This is a genomic window from Pontibacter diazotrophicus (assembly GCF_003367245.1).
Classification (GTDB): domain Bacteria; phylum Bacteroidota; class Bacteroidia; order Cytophagales; family Hymenobacteraceae; genus Pontibacter; species Pontibacter diazotrophicus.
On sequence record NZ_QRGR01000034.1, the window covers coordinates 1 to 24375 of the forward strand.

The 24375-nt window shown below is 49.1% G+C and carries 20 protein-coding genes; 10 read left to right on the forward strand and 10 right to left on the reverse strand.

Translation table 11 applies throughout. The annotated features are described in order from the left end of the window. Positions 1-156 precede the first annotated feature (156 nt). The 3 genes from DXT99_RS22510 to DXT99_RS22515 all read left to right on the forward strand — a co-directional run bounded on the left by DXT99_RS22510 (position 157) and on the right by DXT99_RS22515 (position 2112). The gene (locus DXT99_RS22510; RefSeq protein WP_246000962.1) at positions 157-1347 is read left to right on the forward strand and encodes an MFS transporter; all 1191 of its coding nucleotides are present in this window, start codon (positions 157-159) and stop codon (positions 1345-1347) included. 157 nt (positions 1348-1504) lie between these two features. After that, positions 1505-1678 (forward strand): hypothetical protein, encoded by a 174-nt coding sequence (locus DXT99_RS27165; protein ID WP_181885225.1) that lies wholly within the window; start codon positions 1505-1507, stop codon positions 1676-1678. A gap of 104 nt (positions 1679-1782) precedes the next feature. Continuing rightward, a complete protein-coding gene (locus tag DXT99_RS22515; RefSeq protein WP_115567852.1) occupies positions 1783-2112 on the forward strand; it encodes a DUF4286 family protein in 330 nt (109 codons plus the stop codon). A gap of 83 nt (positions 2113-2195) precedes the next feature. On the opposite strand, the gene DXT99_RS22520 is transcribed toward DXT99_RS22515, so the two are convergent. From DXT99_RS22520 to DXT99_RS22540, 4 genes are all read right to left on the reverse strand, one after another. Next, entirely contained in the window at positions 2196-2669 is a 474-nt protein-coding gene (locus DXT99_RS22520; protein WP_115567853.1) for a GNAT family N-acetyltransferase, read from the reverse strand. Between the two features lie 107 nt (positions 2670-2776). Then, positions 2777-3517 carry an acyl-[acyl-carrier-protein] thioesterase gene (locus DXT99_RS22525; RefSeq protein WP_115567854.1) on the reverse strand — a complete coding sequence of 247 codons (741 nt, stop codon included), beginning with the start codon at positions 3515-3517 and terminating at the stop codon, positions 2777-2779. A gap of 632 nt (positions 3518-4149) precedes the next feature. Then, a complete protein-coding gene (locus DXT99_RS22535) occupies positions 4150-4620 on the reverse strand; it encodes a DUF5362 family protein (RefSeq protein WP_115567856.1) in 471 nt (156 codons plus the stop codon). Positions 4621-4761: 141 nt separating this feature from the next. Next, positions 4762-6966 carry a prolyl oligopeptidase family serine peptidase gene (locus tag DXT99_RS22540; RefSeq protein WP_115567907.1) on the reverse strand — a complete coding sequence of 735 codons (2205 nt, stop codon included), beginning with the start codon at positions 6964-6966 and terminating at the stop codon, positions 4762-4764. Between the two features lie 274 nt (positions 6967-7240). Between DXT99_RS22540 and DXT99_RS22545 the strand changes: the two genes are divergently transcribed. Continuing rightward, positions 7241-7894: a 2OG-Fe(II) oxygenase gene (locus DXT99_RS22545; protein WP_115567857.1), complete on the forward strand. Its 654-nt coding sequence runs from the start codon at positions 7241-7243 to the stop codon at positions 7892-7894. A gap of 95 nt (positions 7895-7989) precedes the next feature. Here DXT99_RS22545 and DXT99_RS22550 read toward each other — a convergent pair whose 3' ends face one another. Further along, complete coding sequence (locus DXT99_RS22550) at positions 7990-8991, reverse strand: sugar phosphate nucleotidyltransferase (protein ID WP_115567858.1); 1002 nt, start codon at positions 8989-8991, stop codon at positions 7990-7992. 338 nt (positions 8992-9329) lie between these two features. On the opposite strand from DXT99_RS22550, the gene DXT99_RS22555 reads away from it, so the two are divergent. The 4 genes from DXT99_RS22555 to DXT99_RS22570 all read left to right on the forward strand — a co-directional run bounded on the left by DXT99_RS22555 (position 9330) and on the right by DXT99_RS22570 (position 14139). Further along, entirely contained in the window at positions 9330-9908 is a 579-nt protein-coding gene (locus tag DXT99_RS22555) for a LemA family protein (protein ID WP_115567859.1), read from the forward strand. Between the two features lie 79 nt (positions 9909-9987). After that, positions 9988-10425 carry a TPM domain-containing protein gene (locus tag DXT99_RS22560; protein WP_115567860.1) on the forward strand — a complete coding sequence of 146 codons (438 nt, stop codon included), beginning with the start codon at positions 9988-9990 and terminating at the stop codon, positions 10423-10425. A gap of 8 nt (positions 10426-10433) precedes the next feature. Then, on the forward strand, positions 10434-11213 hold the full coding sequence (locus DXT99_RS27780) for a TPM domain-containing protein (protein WP_115567861.1): 780 nt from the start codon (positions 10434-10436) through the stop codon (positions 11211-11213). Between the two features lie 301 nt (positions 11214-11514). Continuing rightward, positions 11515-14139, forward strand: a complete 2625-nt coding sequence (locus DXT99_RS22570; protein WP_115567862.1) for an ATP-binding protein — start codon at positions 11515-11517, stop codon at positions 14137-14139. A gap of 11 nt (positions 14140-14150) precedes the next feature. On the opposite strand, the gene DXT99_RS22575 is transcribed toward DXT99_RS22570, so the two are convergent. Next, the gene (locus DXT99_RS22575) at positions 14151-15539 is read right to left on the reverse strand and encodes a sigma-54-dependent transcriptional regulator (RefSeq protein ID WP_115567863.1); all 1389 of its coding nucleotides are present in this window, start codon (positions 15537-15539) and stop codon (positions 14151-14153) included. A gap of 325 nt (positions 15540-15864) precedes the next feature. Further along, entirely contained in the window at positions 15865-16224 is a 360-nt protein-coding gene (locus DXT99_RS22580) for a hypothetical protein (protein WP_115567864.1), read from the reverse strand. A gap of 317 nt (positions 16225-16541) precedes the next feature. On the opposite strand from DXT99_RS22580, the gene polA reads away from it, so the two are divergent. Next, complete coding sequence (gene polA, locus DXT99_RS22585) at positions 16542-19388, forward strand: DNA polymerase I (protein ID WP_115567908.1); 2847 nt, start codon at positions 16542-16544, stop codon at positions 19386-19388. 205 nt (positions 19389-19593) lie between these two features. Here the strand turns inward: polA and DXT99_RS22590 are convergent, their stop codons facing one another. Continuing rightward, complete coding sequence (locus DXT99_RS22590) at positions 19594-20922, reverse strand: SGNH/GDSL hydrolase family protein (RefSeq protein WP_115567865.1); 1329 nt, start codon at positions 20920-20922, stop codon at positions 19594-19596. Between the two features lie 14 nt (positions 20923-20936). Further along, positions 20937-22169 (reverse strand): OmpP1/FadL family transporter, encoded by a 1233-nt coding sequence (locus DXT99_RS22595; protein ID WP_115567866.1) that lies wholly within the window; start codon positions 22167-22169, stop codon positions 20937-20939. Between the two features lie 360 nt (positions 22170-22529). Between DXT99_RS22595 and DXT99_RS22600 the strand changes: the two genes are divergently transcribed. Beyond that, a complete protein-coding gene (locus DXT99_RS22600) occupies positions 22530-23432 on the forward strand; it encodes an NAD(P)/FAD-dependent oxidoreductase (protein ID WP_115567867.1) in 903 nt (300 codons plus the stop codon). Positions 23433-23458: 26 nt separating this feature from the next. Here the strand turns inward: DXT99_RS22600 and DXT99_RS22605 are convergent, their stop codons facing one another. Further along, on the reverse strand, positions 23459-24304 hold the full coding sequence (locus DXT99_RS22605; RefSeq protein ID WP_115567868.1) for a cyanophycinase: 846 nt from the start codon (positions 24302-24304) through the stop codon (positions 23459-23461). Positions 24305-24375 lie beyond the last annotated feature (71 nt).

A 24375-nucleotide genomic window follows, 5' to 3' on the forward strand; every position in this document is an offset into this window, starting at 1 on the left:
ATCTTTTCTATACATTGCCATTGGGTGTCGGTTAAATCACTTAGGTAAGTCATAAGTCTGCAAACTTTTCTTACCCAACAACCGGCACCTACTTTTCTATTCAACTAAATCAAAACAGCCTCTAAGAAAAACATCCTGTTCAATGCCTCTGTCATTGTGGCGGCACTCGGGTACTTTGTAGACATCTACGACCTGGTGCTTTTCAGCATTGTCCGTATTCCAAGCCTGAGGGATTTAGGCGTCACAAGCCAGGAGGCGCTGTTGGAGGATGGGGTGATGCTGCTGAATATGCAGATGCTGGGCATGCTGATTGGTGGTGTGGCCTGGGGCGTTTTAGGTGATAAGCGGGGGCGGTTATCGGTGCTGTTCGGGTCTATTTTCCTCTACTCGGTAGCAAATATCCTCAATGGCTTTGTGACCTCCATTCCTATGTATGCTGTGCTCCGGTTTGTGGCGGGCCTGGGGTTGGCAGGAGAACTAGGAGCCGGTATTACGCTCGTGAGCGAGGTGCTGCCAAAAGAGAAGCGCGGCTACGGCACCATGATTGTGGCTACCATTGGCATATCCGGCGCTATATTGGCTGGTTTTGTGGGAGAATATTTTGGCTGGCGCACCGCTTATTTTATTGGCGGCGGCTTAGGTATGCTGCTTCTTTTCCTGCGCATTGGCGTGTATGAGTCCGGCATGTTCGAGAATGTGAAGAGCACTGCCCATGTTACACGTGGAAACTTCCTCAGCCTTTTCTCTAATGCCAAACGTTTCTGGAAGTATCTGAAGTGCATCCTGGTCGGCGTGCCTATCTGGTATGTGGTAGGAATTCTCATCACTTTCTCACCTGAGTTTGGTATAGTACTGGGCATAGAGCAAACGGTTTCGGCAGCCCGGGCGGTTTCTTCCTGCTACCTCGGCCTTGTAGTCGGAGACTTTCTGAGCGGCTATCTGAGCCAGCGTTTCAAGAGCAGGCGTATCATCGTGCTTGTCTTTTTAGTTCTTACGGCTGGTCTTGTAACACTTTACCTGCTCAGTAGCGGCTTATCGTTAAATCACTTTTATGTATTGTGTGTAGGGCTGGGCGTTGCCAGCGGCTACTGGGCGGTATTTGTGACCATTGCTGCAGAGCAGTTTGGCACGAACATCAGGGCCACCGTTACCACTACAGTGCCTAATTTTGTACGTGGTGCTGTGGTGCCTCTTTCCCTGTCCTTCGAAGCACTTAAAGATAGTTGGGGACTCATACCAACAGCAATGGTGCTGGGGGCAATAACCCTTGCTATTGCAGTGGTTTCTATTCTGACACTGGAGGAAACATACGCCAAAGATTTGGATTATTTGGAACCAGTAACGTAGCTATAGCAATGCTTTTTTGAGCGTGTGAGTTGATAATTTATCTGATAACCAATGGTTTATTGTTGTTGCTATGGATAAACAGGATTAAGAAGCAACCAAACATCTATAGCATAAGTAATATATTGGATATAAGGAATCTGATATATGATAATGGCCTATGCGTAAGATTTCTGCCTCCGAAAAATCTGATTTAGCCTTGATAGCAGCTTTGTACTTCCTGCTGATCCTGTACCTGGCTTATAATACATATGTTGAGAAAGGAGTGGCAGAGCCACAGAATATAACAGAAACTGTAGTAGAAGGAGAAAGCCTTGGTATAATGCAGCACTGAACAATGTTGTTGATTACACTTTCTTGCCGCCTAATCTAAAGCGCAGGACAATAAATTGCGCCAGAATAGCCACCTGCATCGGGGTAAATTGCGTAATTTTGTATATGATCTTGTATAACATAACAATAAACATAGAAAACGGCGTAGCCGAGGAGTGGCTGCAATGGATGAAAGAGGTGCATATACCTGAAGTGATGAGCAAAGGATACTTCCTGAACAACCAGGTTGCCCGGCTAATAAACGAAATAGACAATGGCGGTACCACATACGCCGTGCAGTACTACTGCCGCAGCATGCAAGACCTGGAGGAATATCAGCGAGAGCATGCCCCGGCCCTCGAGAGCAAACACATAGAACGCTATGAAGGCAAATTTGTGGTATTTAGCTCCATGCTGGAGGTAGTAGGCACGGATGTAGAGCGTGCTCAGCAATAACAACAACAAGTTTGACCATAAGAAAAGCCGTGGTACAGCTTATGCTGTGCCACGGCTTTTTATTTCTTCCGTAGGTATGGGGATTAGCCCTCAAAGTTTTTGATCTGCTCTTCCGTCAGGGTGCAGTTGATCCATTCGGCATCCAGATCGGCGCCTATGTTCTTATAGAAAGCGATGGCGGGCTCGTTCCATTCCAGCACCTGCCATCTGAAGCGTCTGGCACCTAATTCTTTTGCTTCCTGTGCTACCGCTTTAAATAATTTTCTGCCTATACCCGCACGACGCAGCCTCTCCGTCACCACCAGGTCCTCTAAGTAAATGGTTCTTCCTTTCCAGGTAGAATAAGCGATATAATACAAGGCAATACCTACGATGCCTTCTGCCGACTCAGCCACGAAAATTTTGTAAATCGGGTTCTCGCCAAACCCATCCCGCTCCATGTCTTCCAGCGTATTGGTCACCTCCAGTGGTGCGCGTTCAAATTCGGCCAGCTCCATAATCAGGGCATGCACCTGTGGCAAATCGTCGATGTTGCCTTTTCTTATTTCTACTTCCATTTTAATTGTTCGTGGTTGTTTGTTGATTGTCAGTAGTAGTGATGTGGTCAAACCTTTGGTCAATTTTCCACCCTTTCAACTTTCTAACGCTCTAAATTTTTAACGTTCTAACTCCACGCCGACTTTGCCTGCACCAGTTCTTTGCCTGTTTCCTGGCTGCTGAGTTTGTGCAGGTATACGCCATCTTCGTCGGCTGGTGCTACGGCTGAAATAACGGTGTCTCCTAAAACACTTTCTGCCCGGAATATGATGTCTATTTCCCGTAGTTGTTTTTGCTCCAGTAGTTCGGTTGGCAGCGTATCCAGGGCCCATTGCAAGTACCTGGTGTTTGTTACGTGGCGGTTCAGGTCAATATCGTGCCAGCGAACAGGAATCTGCTCTTCATACGTAGCCTCCTGTAGTTGCGGCAGCTTTCCTTTTGCAAAGGGCAAGGGCTCCTCAGTCGGTACTACCTCCAGCGCAGTGATAAACTCAGGCAAAGACACCAGCTGGCGCTTCACCATGTCCATCACCAGCCACACACTTGTTGCCTGCCCCAGCAGTTCCTGGTCTGCACTGTAAATACGGAAATCGCGGTGCATAAAAATACGCTCGCGCCCGGAGGCCCATGTCGCCACGGTTATTTTCTCGCTGTGCTTTGGGTACCGGAACATCTCTATGCGCATGCGCTGCAATACCCAGGTCATGTCGTGCCTCAGCAGGTCGTACATGGAGATGCCGAGGGTAACGGTATTATCCCAGGCTGCTTCGTGCATGTAGCTGATCAGGGCCGGCAGCGTGGCCTGCCCCCGGTAGTCTATCTCATGTGAGCGGATGGCAAATTCGCTGGAGCCTCCTTTTGCTTTCATAGATTATGGTTAGTGGCCTGTAAAGGTAAGGAAGAATAGCCGTCGCTGCCACTTCTGCCCTTCCTAAAAAGAGGCAGCACACCTGTTGCCGGGTGTGCTGCTGAAAATAATACCGTTACTGCTTGCTACAAAACACTTAGGCCATAAATCTATCACTAATATGCCAATGGTGCCAACTATCAGAAATATCACAGTAAATATTCCCAGAAACCTGAAAAACGATTTCAAGTTTACCAAAGAGGCTGTTATTAACTCCTGATTAGAACTGTTAAGGGCTACTTCCATTTTGTTTGAAAACCGGAACAGGTACAGTGCCGGGAAAAAGAAGATCAACTTATACAGCAGCTTAACCATTTCCAATGTAGTATCTTTCTCGCCAAAGCCGTTCCAGATGCTCTGGTATCCTGCAATCAATAGTACAAGTCCTAGCATCACAAAAGCCACAACAGCCAGAAGTCTGGTCCATTTGGTAACGTTAAGAAGAAGAGACTGCGCCGCAGCATCAATTAAAAGCTCCTGCTGCGGCAGGTCGTGAATTTTATTAGTGATTTACATGAAATGAAGACTTGAGTGTACATATAGGTGAGGGTAGTCCTATTGACCTTCGATAAAGCTTATCAGAATCAATCCTTTTACATCATCGAGCCAATGCCTATACCCAGAAAAACTACCAGGATACTCAGAACATAAAAAGCCAGCACGATGATGGTTAGCACCCCCATAAATTTGAGCAGAGACTTCAGGTTTTTGAATGCTTCATCTATTTCTGTCTCACTCTGCAGGTCCAGGGCCCGTTGCACTTTACTGGAAAAGCGGTACAGGTATAACACAGGGAAGAAGTATAGCAGGGCGAACAGGAGATAAAAAATTGAAAAGAAGCTACTACCTAAGGCACTCATTACTCCAGTTGTATTATTCATCCCCTGCATCATGCCGCTCATAAAGGCTCCTATACCGAGGGCCATCAGCACCATGAAGCCTATCATTACAAAGCCTATAATGGCCAGAAATTTCCCCCACCTGGCTGCCGTGCGCAGGAATTCTGCAGAGGGAGGTGTGATACGCAAGCCCAGGGGCATGTTGTTTTCGTAGAATGTATCCATAGCTATTTGTTAGTTTAAGTTTAAAATATACTTTTCTGTCTATATATCCTAACACCTTCATTCCTCCCCAGAAAAGAATAAAAAAAGCCGCGCTCCTGAAACAGGAAGCGCGGCTTTTTTATTAAGATAGCTTGTACTTATTTACTGGTTTTGGTTCTGATATGGATTAATGCCCATGTTCTCATAAATGAAAGCATAGGTGTCGGCATACTCCTGAATAACCAGCGAAGTTGGCTTGCCGGCACCATGGCCTGCACGTACATCCACCCGTATCAGGTAAGGGTTGCCAGGAGCACCTTTGTCCTGTAGTTCAGAAATGAATTTAAATGAGTGCGCTGGTACTACACGGTCGTCATGGTCAGCGGTTTTCACCAGTGTAGCCGGGTATTTTACACCTTCCTTTATGTTGTGCAGTGGTGAGAAGCCATACAGGTTCCTGAACTGGGCGGCATCGTCTGAAGAGCCATACTCCGGTACCCACGCCCACCCAATCGTAAACTTATGGAAGCGCAGCATATCCATCACACCTACGGCAGGTATGGCCACTTTAGCTAATTCAGGACGCTGCGTCATAAAGGCTCCCACCAGCAAACCGCCGTTAGAGCCACCAGCCACAGCCAGTCTTTCAGAGGAGGTATAGCCCTGGGCAATCAGGTACTCTGCAGCACCTATAAAATCGTCGAACACGTTTTGTTTATTTGGCGTCATACCCGCTTTGTGCCAGTCATCACCGTATTCGCCGCCACCGCGCAGGTTTGGCATGGCGTAAACACCGCCGTTCTCCAGCCACAGCATGTTAGCAATGCTAAAGCCCGGTGTCATAGAGATGTTAAAGCCACCATAGGCATACAGGTAGGTTGGGTTCTGGCCGTTCAGTTCCAGCCCCTTTTTGTGCACAATAAACATAGGTACCTTAGTGCCATCTTTGGAAGAATAAAACACCTGCTTTGTTTCATAGGCATCGGTGTTTACGTTTACTTCCGTCTTGCGGAAGAGCGATACCTTGTTAGCTAATACATCGTAGCGGTAGATGGTCGGCGGAGAGGTGAAGGAGGTGAAGGTGAAGAATACTTCCGTGTCCTCTTTTTCGCCGTTAAAGCCTCCAACAGAGCCAATACCCGGCAGTTCCACATCGTTCACCTTTTTGCCGGTGTTGTCATATACCACCACCTGGCTGGTCGCGTCTTTCATGTAGGTTGTGATAATACGACCTCCCACCATCGACACACCCGTAATCACGTTCTCGTTTTCAGGTACCACCGTTTTCCAGTGCTGCTCCTGTGGCTTTTTCGGGTCGATGAGCACGAGGCGGTAGCGGGGTGCGTTCTTGCTCGTCATCACCAATAGGTTATCGCCTATGTTATCCACCACATTATACTCCGACTCAAAGTTATCCACAATAGGCTGGATGCTTGATTTCGGATCCTTCAGGTCTTTGTAGTACAGCGCATTGGCACCGCTGGCTCCCTCTGATACATTCAAAACCAGGAAGCGCTCGTCGTCGGTGGTCTGGCCGTAGAAGTTGCGAAGCGCATGCTGCTTGTCTTCATACACTAGCTGGTCCTGGCTCTGTGGCGTGCCTACTTTATGGTAGTATACTTTATGGTACTCGTTCTTATTCGCCAGTTTGTTGCCTTCGGTGGGGGCATCGTAGCGGCTGTAGAAGAAACCGTCTTTATACCAGCTCGGGCCGGAGAACTTCACCCACTCCAGCTGGTCGTCCAGCTTTTTGCCGGTGGCGGCCTCCATTACGTGGTACGTGTTCCAGTCGGAGCCGCCGCTGGAGGTGCCGTAGGCTATATAGCGGCCATCTTCAGAAAAAGCAAACGCCGTAAGCGCCACTGTTCCGTCCTCGGAAAGCTTGTTTGGGTCGAAGAATACTTTAGGCTCCGCCTCCAGCGTTTCCTGCACATACAGCACGCTTTGGTTCTGCAGGCCGTCGTTCTTATAAAAATAGTACTTGCCGTTTTCTTTGAAAGGAGCGCCATACTTCGGGTAATTCCAGATCTCTGTCAGGCGCGACTTTATCTTGTCACGGAAATCAATGTCGCCCAGGTATTCCTGCGTTACCTCATTCTGCTCCTCTATCCACTCATCCACCTCCTCGTTGTGCGTTTCCAGCCAGCGGTACGGGTCTGCCACCGGGGTGCCGAAGTAATCGTCGGTGTGTTCAACTTTCTTGGTGTCAGGATAATCTAATGCTGTCCCGGCCGAAGCGGTGGTAGCAGCGGCCGTTGTCGTGTTTTCTGTCGTCATGCCAGTAGCGGTTGTATCGGTTTGTGTTGACTTACATGCCGACACGGCCGTGAAGCCGCCGGCAAGCAACAATACTGTTGTTTTCTTCATAAGGGCTACGCCTGTTAATTTGTTTAAGGTATAGTGAAATAGAATCGGCAATATACGCATTTTAGTCAAAGCCTCTGTTGCAGCTTACCCTGCAAGTTTTGTTCCGAACTCTGCTTCGTTCCTGCAAATCAGTGGTTTAGTGGCAAAATTTTTCTGCTGTTATGTTAGTACAAACCATGGTTTCAGTGGTTACTTTTGCCAGCCTTTTTGCTCAGAAAGTAGCCAAAACACAGGGTAGTAAGTATAATACATACATAACAAGCAGCGAAGTGATATGATTGAAGAGCTGGAAAACGAAAAACTGCTTCAGAAGTTTGAGCAGATAGCAGATAGGTTATCAGAAAAAGGCTATGCCATTGTCGATAACTTTCTGGAGGCGCAGGAGGTGCGGAACCTGCTGGATGTGCTGTCGCACCACCAGGAACAGGGCACATTTAAAAAAGCAGGCATCGGAGCTTCAAGCCAGTTGCAGGTGGATAAAGAAGTACGCGGCGACTATATCCGCTGGATTGAGCCGCAGAATGCCTTGCCTCCGACACAGGTATTCCTGGACCGTATGGATGAGGTGATGCACTATATTAACCGCACCTGCTATCTTGGCCTGAAGGACTATGAATTTCACTTTACGGTATACCCTCCGGGCTCTGTATACAAGCGCCACATCGACCAGTTTAAGACAAACGACCACCGTAAGCTGTCTTTTATCTGCTACCTGAACGAAGATTGGCTGCCGGAGCATGGAGGTAACCTGCGCCTGTACCTGCCAAAGGAGAATGGGGAAGAAGAAGTAGACATCCTGCCGATTGCTGGCCGCCTGGCCTGTTTCCGCGCCGACCTAATTCCGCATGAGGTATTGGTCGCCACCCGCCACCGCTACAGCCTTACCGGCTGGATGCTGGACCAACTGAAAGAGCTGACTTTTTTATAGGAAAGGTGAACGACCTCGCAGCGTGCGCAGCTCCTGCGAGCGTCTGGAGTTGGCAAGACACTCGCAGGAACTGCGCATACTGCGAGGTCCTAGAGCTATTGCCCGAAGTTAATTTCCGTACTATCCCCGATATTCAGGCTATGGCTGAAGCCTTTAAAGGAAGCGTCGCTGCCGATAATGGAATCCTGCATCACGGCAAAGCGCAGTTCAGAAAAAGAACCGATGATGGAGTTGCTCAGGATGCAGTTCTCGATGGTGGCGTTGTCGCCAATGGCCACATTGGGCCCGATGATGGAATTATAGATGGCGCAGTCGCTGCCGATGCTGACAGGCGGAATAATAATGCAGCCCGGAAAGTGCTCGTTGAGGTTCTGATCGCGGTGCTTCTGGCGGTTCAGTAAAGTGGCGTTTGCCTCCAGCAGTGTTTCCTTGCGGCCACAGTCAAACCAGTGGTCTACACTCCATGTCACCATTTTCTCCCCCTTCTTCACCATGTGCATCAGTGCATCTGTAAGCTGGTATTCTTCCTGTGTGCGGATGTCTTCAGTGATGATGTACTCCAGCGAATCTACCAGCTTTTGCGGCTGCACAATCTTGTAAAGCCCTACCAGGGCAAAGTTGGATTTCGGAATTTTAGGTTTCTCTACCAGTTTCGTGATAAACTCATCCGTGCCCACCTCTGTTACACCAAAAAGGGATGGTTTGGCCACTTTCTTCACCCCTAAAACGGAATAAGGCGCTTTGATAATGGCCTCCAGATCTACGTCTACAATAGCATCGCCCAACATAATCAGCACACTTTCTTCCTGCGCATAGGTGTGGCGGGCAACCCAGAGGGCATGGCCCAGGCCTTCCCGCGGCTCCTGCACCACAAACTCAACATTTACCTGCGGATACTTGCGGCGCACATAGTGCTCTACTTTCTCTCCTAAATAGCCGATCACGAAAACAAAGTCCCGGATACCCGCCTCCAGCAGTTTCTCAATAATATGGCCCAGGATAGTATTATCCGCCACAGGTACCAGCGATTTGGGCTGGGTGTGCGTGTGTGGTCTGAGCCTTGTGCCTACGCCTGCTACCGGAATAATTGCTTTCATATATGTTACGTTTCCTGCAATATATTAAAATATACCTATCATTTCAACGGCAGCAGCTACATCAGGTTCAGGGAATTTTCAGGAATAAGGAAGGCCGCAGGAGTATTTTGAAGCAGGCGCAGGCAGAAGCAGTGCCGCCTTTACCTGCTTACAGTGCCTTTCCTATTTGCTGTTCGCTACCGCAGCCAAAGCTAAAACGGGAATTTTACCCGTTAAGCTCCTATATGTTATTTTGTTTATGTTTTACTGTCTTGCTTAACACAGCTTTCGTAAATTCGTACTCATATCGCCAACTACGGCTACACATAACGTATATGAAAGCTTATTAACACCCACTTATGAGAAAATTGTTTTTTTACCTGATCGGATTTGTAATACTGGCCTCTCAATCTTCCTGCGGTTATAACACCTTGGTGCAGAAGGATGAGACTGTAGAGGCACAATGGGCAAACGTGCAGAATGCTTACCAGCGCCGCGCCGACCTTGTGCCTAACCTCGTGAACACAGTGAAAGGCGCCGCTGACTTCGAAAGAGGTACCCTGACAGATGTGATTGAAGCCCGTGCGAAGGCGACCAGTGTGAATATCAGTCCTGATAACCTGACGCCAGAAAACATTGAGCGCTTTCAGCAGGCACAAGGAGAACTGAGCGGAGCCCTCAGCAGGCTGTTGGTATCCGTAGAACGTTACCCGGAACTGCGGGCCAACCAGAACTTCCTGGAACTGCAGGCGCAATTAGAAGGCACAGAGAACCGAATTGCAGTGGAGCGGCGCAAATTCAACGAGACCGTGCAGGATTATAACACAACCGTCCGCTCATTCCCGACCAATCTGATGGCCGGCATGTTTGGCTTTGAAAGAAAAGGGCATTTCCAGGCAGACCCCGGTGCCCAGCAAGCCCCTACTGTACAGTTTTAAATTGTTGCTTATTAGTTGTTGCTTGTTAGATGTATGTGAACAATCAACAACTAACAAGCAGCTATTAACAATCAAATTTATGCCAAGAGACACGATAACCCCAGCGGACGAGAAAAAGATAATAGCTGCTATACAGGAGGCCGAGAGCAATACATCCGGGGAGATACGGGTACATGTGGAGAGCAACTGCGAAGGCGATGTGTTAGACCGTGCCACAGAAGTGTTTGCCGACTTACACATGCACCTCACCAAGCAGCGAAACGGCGTGCTGTTTTATGTAGCCCTCGAAGATCATCAGTTTGCCGTGTTAGGCGATGCAGGCATTAATGCTATTGTGCCGGACCATTTCTGGGAAGACATCACGGCAGAGGTTATCAGAAACTTCAAACAGAAGAAATATGCGGAGGGCCTGGCAAAGGGAATTCTGATGGCTGGGCAGCAACTTAAAGCGCACTTCCCTTACGACACCAAGGGCGACATCAACGAACTGAGCGATGATATCTCGTTTGGAGACTAACCATACTTATGAAGCACATTCTATTCCTCTATTTCTCTTTCCTGAGCCTCACCGCTCTAGCACAAAACAATGACTTCCCTGCAAGACCTAGTCCGCCGCGCCTCGTTAATGACATGGCTGATATGCTCAGTGCCGAAGAAGAGCAGGCGCTGGAGCAGAAGCTGCTGAACTACAGCGATACGACCTCCACCCAGATTACTGTTGTTACCCTTACCTCTATCGGGGGGTATGATGCAAACCAGTATGCTGCCGAGTTAGGCGAGCGCTGGGGAGTGGGCACCGGCGACAACGACAATGGCCTGGTGATATTAGTAGCCAAAGAGGAGCGCAAGGTAGCGATACAAACAGGCTATGGAATGGAAGAGTATGTGCCCGATGCCATTGCCAAGCGCATTACGGAGCGCACACTAAAGCCGAACTTTCAGCAGGGAGCCTACTACAAAGGCCTCGACGAAGCCACAAGCCTCATCATCGGTCTTGCCAGCGGTGCTTTTCAGGGAGACCCCACGGCTAACCGTGGAGGGGAGGAGGAAGGTGGCCCGTCTATCATGTTCATTATTATCATTGTTATCCTGGTTGTGTTTATTATCTCGCGGAGAGGAGGCGGACGTGGCGGTCGCGGAGGCAGAAAGTACTCCCGTACCTTTGGAGGGCCAGTTATTGTGCCCGGCGGCTTCGGCACCTTCCGTTCCGGCGGCGGCATGTTTGGCGGCGGAGGAGGTGGCGGAGGCTTTGGTGGCTTCGGCGGTGGATCCTTTGGCGGCGGCGGTGCCAGTAGTAGCTGGTAGCCTGAAGCAGAGGAACATAAACAGGTTGAAGATTCGCAAAAGAGGTGAAAGTAGTTTTTCTGCTTTCACCTCTTTTGCGTTAGACCCTCTGTCGTTTCTGCTGCCGCTGCGTTTATAACAATGGCTCGGGTGTTTAGGTGTTCTTGTTCTTTCTTATCTTAGTATATAAATACTTGAATTTAAATTAATTGACTTCTTTTTAAAGAACTAATTGATAGGGTTTCTAAATATTTTTTTCCTTTTTTGCCGTTGTAGGAACTTAGTGGCCTTGGGGTTTCTTTAGGAGCAGAAGATTATATGTATGAAATTATTCAGGGATAGCACCAAAACAAAGGTGATAGTAGGCTTTGGGTTGGCTTTGAGCATTGTGCTTGCTGCCATTTACCTTACCTATACCAGCTTCACAAAATTACTTAACTCCGTGGATGTGCTCTCCAGGCCTAACAACAAGCTAGCCGAGATGCAGTATACCCTGGCCACTATCTCCACAGCGGAGAGTTCTATCAGGGCTTATACGTTAACAACCAAAGAAGAGCACTTCAAGGCTTACCTCAGCCACCTCGATACAATTCAGAGCCAGATTGACTCCCTGCAGTTTCTGATGCGGCATAACCCGCAGGAGCTGGCGCAGGTAGATTCTATTGCCTCGCTGCTACAGGCAAAGCAAGAAAGCCTGGAGCGTTATGTAGCCCTGAAAAAAGAACAGCAAAGCCACGACTACTCAGTTAAGGCAATGCGCCAGATAGCTTCTACTGTAGAAGAGCAACCATTGGCCACTACCATCAAGCAACATACCACCACTACTATCTCTGACAGAATCTCCAGCATACCGGAAGACACCCTTTCCATGCAGCAAGAGGAAGAGGAGCCTAAAGAGGAGAAGCGTGGCTTCCTGAATAAGATATTTTCTAAGAAAGAAAAAGAAGAGCCAAAGCCAACGCCGCCGCCAAAGGTAATTGTGCCGCAGCTAAATGTTACCCAGGAAATAAAGATTGACACCAACGCCACGGCCACACCGGTAGCGCCCCTGGCCAAAGTGCGCCGTATCTTGCACAACGTACAGCGGGAGTCGGATCAGAAAAAAGAATTGCTGCTGGCAAAAGAGCTGGCGCTGCTGCAACAAGACAAGTATATCATGGACCAGGTGCGCAACATGATGTACAAGATGGAGTACAACGAACAGCAGCGAATGCTGCAGAATTCGTTACAGGCCAGAACAGTAGCCACAGAAACCTCTATGGTCCTGTTGCTGATAGGGGTTTTTGGTCTGATTGCCGGTATTGCTTTCATCATATTCATTCTCCGTGACCTCACGCGCAGCAATAACTATAAAACGAAGCTGATAAAAGCACAGAAAGAAGCGGTGCAACTTGCCCGAGCCAAAGAGGCTTTTGTGGCCAACATGAGCCATGAGATGCGCACGCCGCTGAATGTGATTCTGGGCTTTTCGCAGCAACTGCGCCACACGCCACTGCTGCCGCAGCAGGAGGAGCACCTGCAGGCTGTGAATGGAGCCGGTGAGCACCTGCTGCACATCGTTAACGATGTGCTGGACCTGTCAAAAATAGAAGCAGGGAAACTGCACATCAACCGGACAGCCTTCAGCCTGAAGCAGCTGCTAAAAGAGGTAGAGCAGGCATTTGCATTAAAAGCTTCTACTAAAAGAGTCCATTTTATTTTTCGTACCGATGAAACCATACCTGATACACTTCAGGGCGATGCATTGCACCTGAAGCAGGTGCTGTTTAACCTTGTGGATAACGCCATCAAATTTACCCACCAGGGGCAGGTACTCGTAAGCGTCAGGCTCAAGAGCATACGCCGTACCCGTGTGGTATTAAGTATAGCGGTGGCTGATACAGGAATAGGTATTCAGGAGGAGCGGATACAGCATGTGTTCGGAGAATTTAACCAGGCCGACAATTCTATCCTTCGCAAGTATGGTGGTACCGGACTGGGCCTTTCCATCAGCAAAAAACTGGTGGAGATGCTGGGCGGCACGCTCTCTGTGCATAGTACAAGCGGCAAAGGCACGACTTTTACTTTTGTGCTGCCACTACAGGTGAGCAACGCTGTTTTACCGGTGGCTCCTGCCAGTGTTGCAGCGCAGCCAACTACTTTCCAGGGGTTCAGCGCCCTCGTAATTGACGACGACGCCTATAGCCGCAAATTGTGTGAGCTTATACTCAGCAGATGGGGCATGCAGGTGCACCTGGCAAACGATGGGCATGAGGCAATGGCGCAGGTGCAACAGCATAAGTTTGATGTGGTGCTGACGGATATACAACTGCCAGGCATGAGCGGTAAAACAGTAGCACGTAATATTCGCAGGCATGATAAAGAAGTGCCTATTTTAGCCCTTACCGCAAATATCCTGAGCAACGATGATGACTTCTTTAAGAACTCTGCTATAACAGACCATCTTCTGAAGCCATTTACAGAGCAGGATCTGCATCAGAAGCTGATAAAAGCACTGCCAGTGCTGCCCGTAGCCCCAGTGCCAGCAGTGCCAGCAGTGCTAACGGAGGTAAGCCTGCCGGAGCAGCCTACCACACAGTTGTATGACCTGAGTGAAATGCGCCTTTTTACCGGACCTGACAATGAAACCCTGGTCGCTGTGTTGGAGGTATTGCTGGCAGATCAGCGGCAGAACCTGGAGGAGTTGGAGAGCGCCGCCGCAGAAGAGCAGTGGGAAAAGGCAGCTAATGTGGCGCACAAAATGCTGACGGCTTTTAAACACTTGAAAGCACATACCGTAACACCAGACCTGCTAAAGCTGGAGCAGGTATTACATACCGGCAGGCAAGGCAGCGATGGCTTACAGGAAACGGTGGAGAAGGTAAAGCAAAACACAGCTCAGGTGTTAGCGGCACTGCAGCAGGAGGTAGAGCGCCTTGAGGCTAATGCACTGCAGCCTGTGCAGTAGGTCAGGTCTAACTAAGCATCAATATTATATAGCTTCAACTTGTTATAAAGGGTCTTCCGGTCGATGTTCAGCAAGCGAGCAGCTTTGGACTTGTTATACTTTACCCGCTCCAGCATCTGCAGGATCATCTCCTTTTCGTTGCGTTCATTTATGCTTTTCAGGTCTGTATCAGCGGAAGTTACAGGAGCAGGTGTAGCTGTATCCTCATTGCCTGAGGAAAGCGCCTCCGCTGCAGGAGCGTAGTTTACAATTTCAGTAGGTAATTCCTGCAAGGTTATCATCTGCCCTTTCGCCAGCAACACACCCCGCTTCACCACATTTTTCAGCTCGCGCAGGTTGCCGGGCCAGTTGTATGCTTCAAAAGCTGCTGCTGTTGCTGTATCAAGGCCGGCCACGCTTTTCTCCATCTCCTGGTTTGCCTGCTGCATAAAGTAGTTTGCAAACAGGAGCACGTCCCCATCCCGGTCGCGCAGTGGGGGCACATTAATCTTAAACTCGTTCAGGCGGTGGTAGAGGTCCTCGCGGAACTGCCCGTTCGCTATGGCCTGCTGCAAGTCCTCATTTGTCGCCGCCAGCACCCGCACATCTACATCCAGATCTGTGGTGCTGCCAATTTTACGTACTTTCCGCTCCTGCAGGGCACGTAGCAGCTTTACCTGTATCTCGTAAGGCAGATTGCCGATCTCATCAAGGAAGATGGTGCCGCCCTCGGCTGCTTCAAACTGGCCCTGCGTGTCTTTCATGGCTCCTGTAAAGGCGCCCTTCACGTACCCGAACAGCTCACTGCCCGCCAGTTCTTTAGACAGCGCACCGCAATCTATGGCTACAAAAGGCATGCTCTGCCGCTTGCTGCGCGCATGAATCATGCGCGCCACATACTCCTTGCCGGTACCGCTCTCCCCTTCTATGATAACAGAGAGAACAGTAGGAGCAACCAGGGAAATAAATTCTTCGATTTGTGCTGCCTCAGGGCTTTTGCCCTGTACAAACTGTGTGCTGCCAGCCACTGTAGCAGGCGCCGTTTCATCGCTGGCTTCCGCTTTTTTATGCAAGGCGTTCTGTATAACCAGCAGCGTTTCGTCAGGGTTTATCGGCTTTGTGATGTACTCAAAAGCGCCCATTTTGATGGCCCTGACAGCCGTGCGGATGTCAGCATAATGGGTCATCAGGATAACGGGAACATTCTCGGCAAGTATCTTTATCTGGGGCAGCAGCTCCAGTCCGTCTTTGTCAGGAAGCCTGAAATCTGTCAGTACTAAGTTAAAAGATGTTGACCGAAGCAAACGTAGTCCATCGTTGGCCGTGAAAGCAGTTTCCACCTCATACTGCTGCCTTTTCAGAAAGGCCTTCAGCATCAGGCAAAAAGCCGGGTCATCATCAATTATTAATATTTTTGGCATAGATGTGAACAAAAATATTACAGCTGTTTTAAAAGCGCTGCAATATGGCATATAAGTAACGACAAAGATATGCTGATTGTTCTATCCTTGTATTTACTTGTTGTTATCTGGTGTTATAACCACTGTTTTCTACTAAGGCTGATACTTATCGGATGCTAATATAGTTGTAAAAATGTTGTCTAAGGTCATAAAAAAAGAAAGCCCCTGCACTGGCAGAGGCTTTCACTTAGAAAAAGCTGAACTTTAAGGTTTTTCACATTTCCTCCAAAGTCTGATAGCTTCTTTGGGTAAGATTAATTTGGTTGTTTGTGTTGTTTGCTTTAGTTTATTCCTGGCCACCAGCTACTGCTTTGCCTTCTTCGTCGAAGCGGGCAATGGCACGCTTCTGCTCAGCGTTTGTGAATAAAATTTCATAAGTGGACTTTGCCGCGGCATCCTGTGCCACTGGCGCAACTTTATATACCTCACTCACCTGCCACTCTTTCAGAGCATCACTTTTCAAGGCTTGCTTTACGCCATCAGGTAGTTCTTCTGCTGTGATTACCTGCTTGCCTGTTTCCTGCTGCGTTTGCTCTGTTTCCTGTGGCTGCTGTGTAGATGGAGTTTCAGTAGACTGGGCGTTGGCTTCTAAAGAAAATACTCCGATTGCTGCAAATGCAATTGCTAATACGGTTGCTTTTTTCATCTTTCTGTTTTAGTATAAGTGTGCTACTATTCTGACTTCCCTTATGTGATAATTGTGCCAGGAAAACACAAGATGTTGTAACATGTTGTTTTCCTGGGAGATGCCGGATCTCTGTCTGTCTTCGGAAGATTGTAAAGCAGGGGCAGAACTGTAGAAACATTCTACATTCTATAGAACTACACCACACAGTGTGCGGCAAAGCCGCTACACATGCACACATCAGAAAACAATCTTCCCCTTCTTTACTTATAGTAGCTAAGCAGCAGTGGCAGCCATGCTTTTGACTTGGGTTGCTGAAAATTTTTTACCTTTATACCATGAGTGAACCACGTAAAAAACTGTTTCTGTTAGATGCCATGGCGCTGATATACCGGGCGCATTTTGCCTTCAGCAAAAACCCGCGCATCAACTCCAAAGGCATGAATACCGGCGCTGCCCTAGGCTTTACAAACACACTGGTAGAGGTGCTGCAAAAAGAGCAGCCAACCCACATCGGTGTCGCCTTCGACTCCGCGGCCAAGACTTTCCGCCACGACAGCTTTGCTGATTACAAAGCCAACCGGCAGGCAATGCCGGAGGATATCTCCATTGCCATTCCGTACTGCAAAAAGATAGTAGAGGCCTTTAACATTCCGGTGCTGATCCTGGATGGGTATGAGGCCGACGATATTATCGGCACCATGTCCTGCAAAGCTGAAAAAGAAGGCTTTGATGTGTACATGATGACGCCTGACAAGGATTATTGCCAGCTCGTGACAGAGCACGTTTTCCTGTACAAGCCTGCCTTCCTGGGCAATGCGGTAGACGTACTGGATGTGCAGAAGGTGCTGGACAAATGGGAGATTGAACGTGTAGAGCAGGTAATTGATATACTGGGGCTGCAGGGCGACGCTGTGGATAACATACCAGGTATACCGGGCATTGGCGAGAAAACGGCCAAATCGCTGATACAGCGCTTCGGCTCCGTAGAAAACCTGATTGCTAATGCCGACCAGCTGAAGGGGAAGCAGAAAGAGAACGTGGTGAACTTTGCGGAGCAGGGGATGCTATCAAAAGAGCTGGCCACCATTCATTGCAATGTTCCATTGGAGTTTGAACCGGATGCGCTGCTTTACGACGGCCCGAACGAGGAGCAGATAACGGAACTGTTCGCAGAGCTGGAGTTTCGCCAGCTGGCACAGCGCGTATTAGGGCAGAGCCTGGCGTCGGCTGTAACGGCACCCGCTGCCAAGCCAGCGCGCAAAGGAAAAGGTTCTGACCAGCACCAGACCTCCCTGTTTGGTGCTGCAGCTGCAACAGAAGAAACGGCCGTGGCAGCGGAAGAACAGGTACCGGCTACCCTGCAAAGTATCAACACCACACTGCACGACTATCACCTCATCAATACACCGGCGCTGCGTCAGAGCCTGGTAAAGTACCTGCTGAAGCAGGATGAAATCTCTTTTGACACGGAGACTACAAGCGTAGACGCCATCACAGCGCGGCTCGTAGGCATGTCGTTCTGCTACCGCCCGGGTGAGGCTTATTATGTGCCCGTGCCAGCCAACGACCAGGAGGAGGCGAAGCGCATTGTGGCGGAGTTTAAGCCAGTGCTGGAGAACCCGAACATTGCCATGATTGGTCAGAACATCAAGTATGATATCCTGGTGATGAAGAATTATGATGTGGAAGTGCAGGGGCCAATCTTCGACACGATGCTGGCGCACTACCTGCTGGAGCCTGAAATGCGCCACAACATGGACGTGCTGGCAGAGACCTACCTCCACTATACGCCGGTGCCTATCACAGACCTGATTGGCCCGAAAGGAAAGAACCAGAAAACAATGGCCGACCTGGAGCCGGAGGAGATAAAAGACTATGCCTGCGAAGATGCTGACGTAACGCTGCAGCTAAAGCATTATTTTGAACCTTTGCTGCAGGAGCAGGGTCTGATGAAGCTGTTTCGGGATGTAGAGACGCCGCTAGTGCAGGTAATTGCCGATATCGAGAAAGAAGGTATCAGTATAGACTCTGACGCGCTGGCTGATATATCCCTACAGCTGGAATCCGATATTACAGGTATAGAGAAGCGTATTTTTGAAATAGCCGGAGAGCAGTTCAATATCGGCTCTCCGAAGCAGTTGGGCGAGATTCTTTTCGATAAGCTGGAGTTGCACGGGAAAAGCAAGATCAAGAAAACAAAGACAGGCCAGTATGCCACCGGTGAGGAGATCTTGTCGAAGATGGCCGGAGAGCACGAGATTGTGCGCCTGATACTGGACCACCGGGAACTGTCGAAGCTTAAATCTACTTACGTGGATGCGCTGCCGCAACTGGTGTGTGAGCTGGATGGCAGAGTGCACACATCCTTCAACCAGGCTGTAACCGCCACCGGCCGCCTCAGTTCTACTAATCCGAACCTGCAGAACATCCCGATCCGGACGGAGCGTGGCCGCGAGATACGTAAAGCCTTTGTGCCCCGCAACAACAAGCACCTGATCATCTCTGCCGACTATTCCCAAATTGAGCTCCGCATTATGGCTGACTTCAGCGGTGACCCTACCATGAAAGAAGCCTTTAAGAACGGAATTGATGTACATGCCTCCACGGCCAGCAAGGTGTTCCACGTGCCACTGGAGCAGGTGGATGGCGAGATGCGCCGCAAAGCTAAAATGGTGAACTTTGGTATTATCTACGGCATCTCTGCTTTCGGCCTGGCTGAGCGCCTGGTTATTCCGCGCCGCGAAGCAGCAGATATCATCGAGGCCTATTTCCAGGAGTTTCCGGCGATAAAGGAATACATGGACAGCACCATCGAAAAAGCCCGCGAGCTGGAATATGCCGAAACATTGCTGGGCCGCCGCCGCTACCTCCGCGACATCAACTCGCGCAACCAGACGGTGCGTGCCTTTGCCGAACGCAACGCCATCAACGCTCCTATTCAGGGAACAGCCGCTGACATTATCAAAATCGCAATGATTAATATACAGGATTACCTGAAGCAGGAGAAGCTGCAGACGCGCATGATCCTGCAGGTGCATGACGAACTCCTGTTCGACGCCCCGAAGGAAGAAGTGGACATTGTGACACCGAAGATTGTGGAGCTGATGACGAACGCCCTGCCGCTAGGCGTGCCGATGGAAGTTGGCCTGGGCGTAGGTGAAAACTGGCTGGAGGCGCATTAATTGTCTGAATCAGGATTTTTAGAATTCTTAGGATGAGCAGGATGTGTGAATTATATTTTAAAAGATTAAGATGAGCTAAGTTGCTTCAAAGTACAGGTAAAGTCGTCCTGTAAGTTTATTTAATCCTGTAAATCCTGATTCAGACAAAAAAAGCACCTCAAGATGAGGTGCTTTTTCAATTTACTTTAAACTTTAAAAAAAATCTTTACGGGAAAAGAACCGCTCTGTATTGTGATACATCCACAGTAGGGATGTTGGCGTTGTATTCAGCATTGATAGTTTTGATCATCTCATTTGCCAGGATAGCATAACCACGAGGAGTTGGGTGTATGCCATCCAAAGAAAATAAGTTGCCTGAAACAAACACTGGTGCATAAGTTACCTGGTCAAACACAAAGCCTCCTTTTATAGAGTCAAAAAAGGCATTCGCATCAAATAAAGCTAAAGAATTATCAGAGGCAGCCTTTCTTATTATCTCATTATATGCAGTTGTATGCTCTGCAATCATTTGGAGTTCTGACTCATCCAGAAAGAATCTATCAGGTAAAGGCCTCGCAGAACCATATCCTCTTCCCGAAATTGAATCCAGTGCAGTTAAAAGCACAAGCTCAGTTGGTTTTATCTGGCGTAGTCCTGCAGGAGCAGAAGGATCTCTTACTATCAAAGGATTAGCTCCCAACTGAAAACTGAAGCCTAATGCACCAGAGCCATATGCGGCATTCAGCTGATCTACCTGCTCTTGTCTCTCCAGTGCAAGTGCATTATAAGGTACAGTCGTGAAAAATGGAACTGCTGTAACATCAGCAATAGTCATTAAAACACCTTCTGCTCCACCGGTAGTTAATCCATCTATTATGGTATTGTATATGCTCCCAAATACATTCCTGTCTGTCAGGTTGTCAAAAGGGCTTGTCGGTTCGCCACCGGCTGTGGCATAGCCAAGCACATCGTTATTACCCAGCCACACAGAAAAGAAAGTAGGCTGAGATTCTATCACTTCCTGCACATAAGTCTTCGAGCCCACCTCACCTGGCTCCAGAAGGCGCTCAAAGTAAGGGTTGATTGCCCCATATTGAGGGGATGCGCTCGCTAGAACAGAAATGCCAGGTATGCCAAGGTTCTGAACAGGATCAGTGTATTTAGTAAGAGCTGGTCCCCCTGGAAGCGTAGTTCCCTCCCGAAAAGCCTGACCAGGTACCGGAACCATAACAGGCCTTCCGTTTTCAAATCTGTCAATTCTCAGGTAACCACTGCCACTCGCCTCATCTGTACCGAAAAGTGGCTGCACAAACTCTCCGCCACCAGCTTGTTCAAACTGCATGGCGAGCAGCGCTGGATAGGAGGCTAATTGCGCTTCCCGATACAAGCCTCTATCCTGATAGCCTGCAGTAAGGGAATTACCAACGGCTACGTACTTTGTTAAGTCCAGCTCACCTGCTGATGCACTTGGCGCATCAATCTCAGGATCGCAGCTGGTAAGCAGTATACCGGCAAAAAGCGCCAGCATACCAGATTTATATATATGTCTTTTCATGTTTTTAAAGAGAATTAAAATTTGAAATTCAAGCCGATACCCGGAATGTAGGCAACAGACTTATAGGTACCAGCGATACCACCAGCCAAGGCACCGGTGTCCGTTCTTTCTTCTTTATTGATGTAGAGGAAGGAGGCATCGATGCTGAAGTTCTCAGACACTGCGTACCCAAGACCAACAGAAAGGCCGCGGGCATCAGCATCCGGTGTTTCCGGCGTAAGGTAGCCTTCCATTACTGGAGAGTTGTCGTAGTAGGCGCCACCACGCAGTGCCAGTACATCAGATACCTTATACTCGGCACCGATGCGGTAAATATAGGCGTCTTCGTAGTTACGGGCGCTTTCAGAAAAGTCGGCACCGTTCACCTCTGCGGTATAGTCGAAGCGAAGGCTTTCGTATGCGCTCCAGCCTACGCGGCTCGCATCCACTGCAATGGTTAAGGCTTCAGTTGGCATAAAGCCTACTCCTAAAGTAAGAGTTGAAGGTAATGGAAGCCGTGCATCAAACTGAGTGCCTGCCGGGAAACGGGAACTAACGGCCGAGGCAACAGTGAAGGTAGCATCGCCGCCTTCTACTTCCATATCAACCTTTGAACGGTAGTTTAGTCCCACTGAGAACTTCTCTGATGGCTGAAAGAAGATACCCGCGTTAAAGCCAATACCACTTGCATTGCCATCCAGCTCTGCTCTACCGTACTCACCCTGCTGGTTTTGCACCGGAATGCTACGCTGCAGGTTTACACCACCAACTGCATATATGAAACCTACACCCACACCTATCTGGTCTGTGATCTGATAGCTAAGCGTTGGCTGAATGAAAATAGCCGTCAATGAAAGCTCATTCAAGCCAAACCGGCCGCTCCACTCATCGCCCCAATTAACTGAGCTTCCGAAAGGGGTGTAAATTCCCAGGCCTGCCTTCAGCTTATCGTTAATCCCATACACCCCATAAAGCTGGAAGGGAGTTCCAAGAGGATTGTCTGTCATGGCTTCCACGCCACTTGGTTCAGGAGCTCGGTAGGCAATTTTAGAAATGAGGCCACTGGCACCAACTGTCACCCCGTTCTCACGCAGGTAGCTCATGGCGCCCGGGTTAAAGAAGATGCTGGATGTTCCGGTTTGGATACCTGTGCCTGTGTGGCCCATACCGATTTGCCGCTGGCTGGCCAGGTTCACCTGGTAGCCCCCGGCCATGGCTGAGGCCGAGAGTAATGTGCCGCCTAATAAGGCTAAAAGTTTATTTTTCATGAACACAAAATGGTTTATGTAGGGTGATGATTCGTCTAAACAAATATATTGTTAATGCCGCTACTGGCAATGCTTTTTCAAATATTTTTGATTTTGAGTCGAAAAATAGGGAAGCTCTTCTGAATCTGTGCAATAGTAAGCTGCTATGCAGTGCGCGAAAGTAAACATTCTGCTAAAGGTTCATATGCAGAAATTGCCCCTTCTTTTGTTAACCACGTGGTTTACAGTGCCTGCTTAAAGTCTGGTTCGCTGTTCTGATGCTTTGCCTGCTACAGGTAAAGTATAATTTTATCCTGCCATTTCGTCTATCTAATTCAGCTGTGTTACGTTTAGAAATCTTCGGAATCAGAAAAGAGGTTTATGTACGATGTGATTATTATAGGAGGCGGCCCGGCCGGACTGAATGCAGCGATGCTGCTGGGGCGCTCCAGGCGAAAAGTTATTGTGTTTGATGGCGGTAAGCCCCGAAACCGTTGGGCCAGGAGAATGAACGGCTTCCTGACCAGCGATGGCGCTAAACCAGGTGAGTTTATACAAAAAGGCAGGGAGGAACTTGTTAAATATGGCGTTGAACTGAAGGACCTGGAAGTAGCGTCTGCCACCTATAGCAAAGGGCAGTTTGTAGTAAACGATGCAGATGGCACCGTATATCACTCGCGCAAACTGCTGCTGGCTACTGGCTTAAAAGATATTCTGCCGGAGGTGGAGGGGTTGGAGGCCTTTTATGGAAAAACAGTGCACCACTGCCCTTACTGTGATGGCTGGGAAAGCCAGGATAAAGCCATTGCCGTGTATGGCAAAGACCGCAGTGGCATTGGGCAAGCACTCGCCATGAAGAACTGGAGTGCTGATGTAACGCTCTTCACAGACGGCACGGACGAACTGCAACGCAATGACCTTGAGCTGCTGGAGGCAAACGAAGTAAAGGTGGAGAAAGAGAAGATTCTACGTTTGGAGGGAGAGGACGGTAACCTGCAGCATATCGTGCTGCAAGGCGGAGAGAAGCGTGCGCAACAGGCGATGTTTTTCTCGGAGGGAACAAAGCAGCAGTCTGACCTGGGAGAAATGCTGGGCTGCGAGTTTACCAGCGCCGGGGTCATTATAACCCGCCGCCTGCAGCAGTCAAATATACCAGGCTTGTATGTGGCCGGAGATGCTGCCCGCGACGTGCAAATGGTAGTAGTGGCGGCCGCAGAAGGAGCTAAAGCGGGTGTTGCCATTAACATGGAGCTACAGCAGGAAGATAGGAAGAAAGTAAATTAAAGCCGCTGCACCCGTGGCAGAAAGCGCTATTTCTCTGGCATAGCCCCCGAAGTAGCGCTTTCGTTTTGCGGTACCGGCTGAAACAGGTGTTCCCGCAGGCAATAACGGTAGCCGTGCACCAGCAGGTGCATTTTCAGGTTCTCTACAGCTATAGGCGCATTCTCCTCTACGTCGCGGGTATTAGAAAAACGGATTTGGCTTGCATCTATAATGGTCACCACACCTGAGCCAAACACCTCCACCTGGTCTCCTTCTTTTATAATGATGCCTGTTTCTTCGCTCAACCCAATGCCCACATACTCCGGATCATGGGCTACAGCATGGGCCAGTCGGCCAAAACGGCCCCGCTCAGCAAAATGCGAGTCGATGTAGACGTTATGGATAAAAGAGCAGCCCCTGGTGGTTTTCATCTCACCCTTAATAAGTGAATAGTGCCCATAGCCGTTGTAAATCATTCGGTCAGACATGATAGCTGCACCAGCGCTTGTGCCTGAGATGATAATATCTTCGGTGCGGTAGCGGTGGCGCATGATGTTGAGCAGTTCTGTTCCGTTCAGGAAATTAGCAAGCCGCACCTGGTCGCCTCCGGTAAAGAAGATAACGCTTGCCTTGCCAATGCGCTGCAGGTTGTCGGCTGTGTCGGCGGGGTGGTCTTCGTCTATGTGCATAAAGCGCACACTGTGGCAGCCCAGTTCTTCAAATGCCTCTTTATAAGCGTTTCCGGATTCTATAGCATCCAAAGCCTGGGGAGTAGCCGTGGCTATCACTTCTATGTGTGAAGTTAATTCACATATATTGGACCGGATCAGGTTTATCAACCCTTCGTCATCTCCTCCTCCCAGAGCAATTAGCTTTCCTTTCACTAGTTCCATAATTCGTCTACAGTTAACAGAGGTATCTTATACTAGGTATAGTGCTGCCTGGTTGAGGAGAAATCAGCATG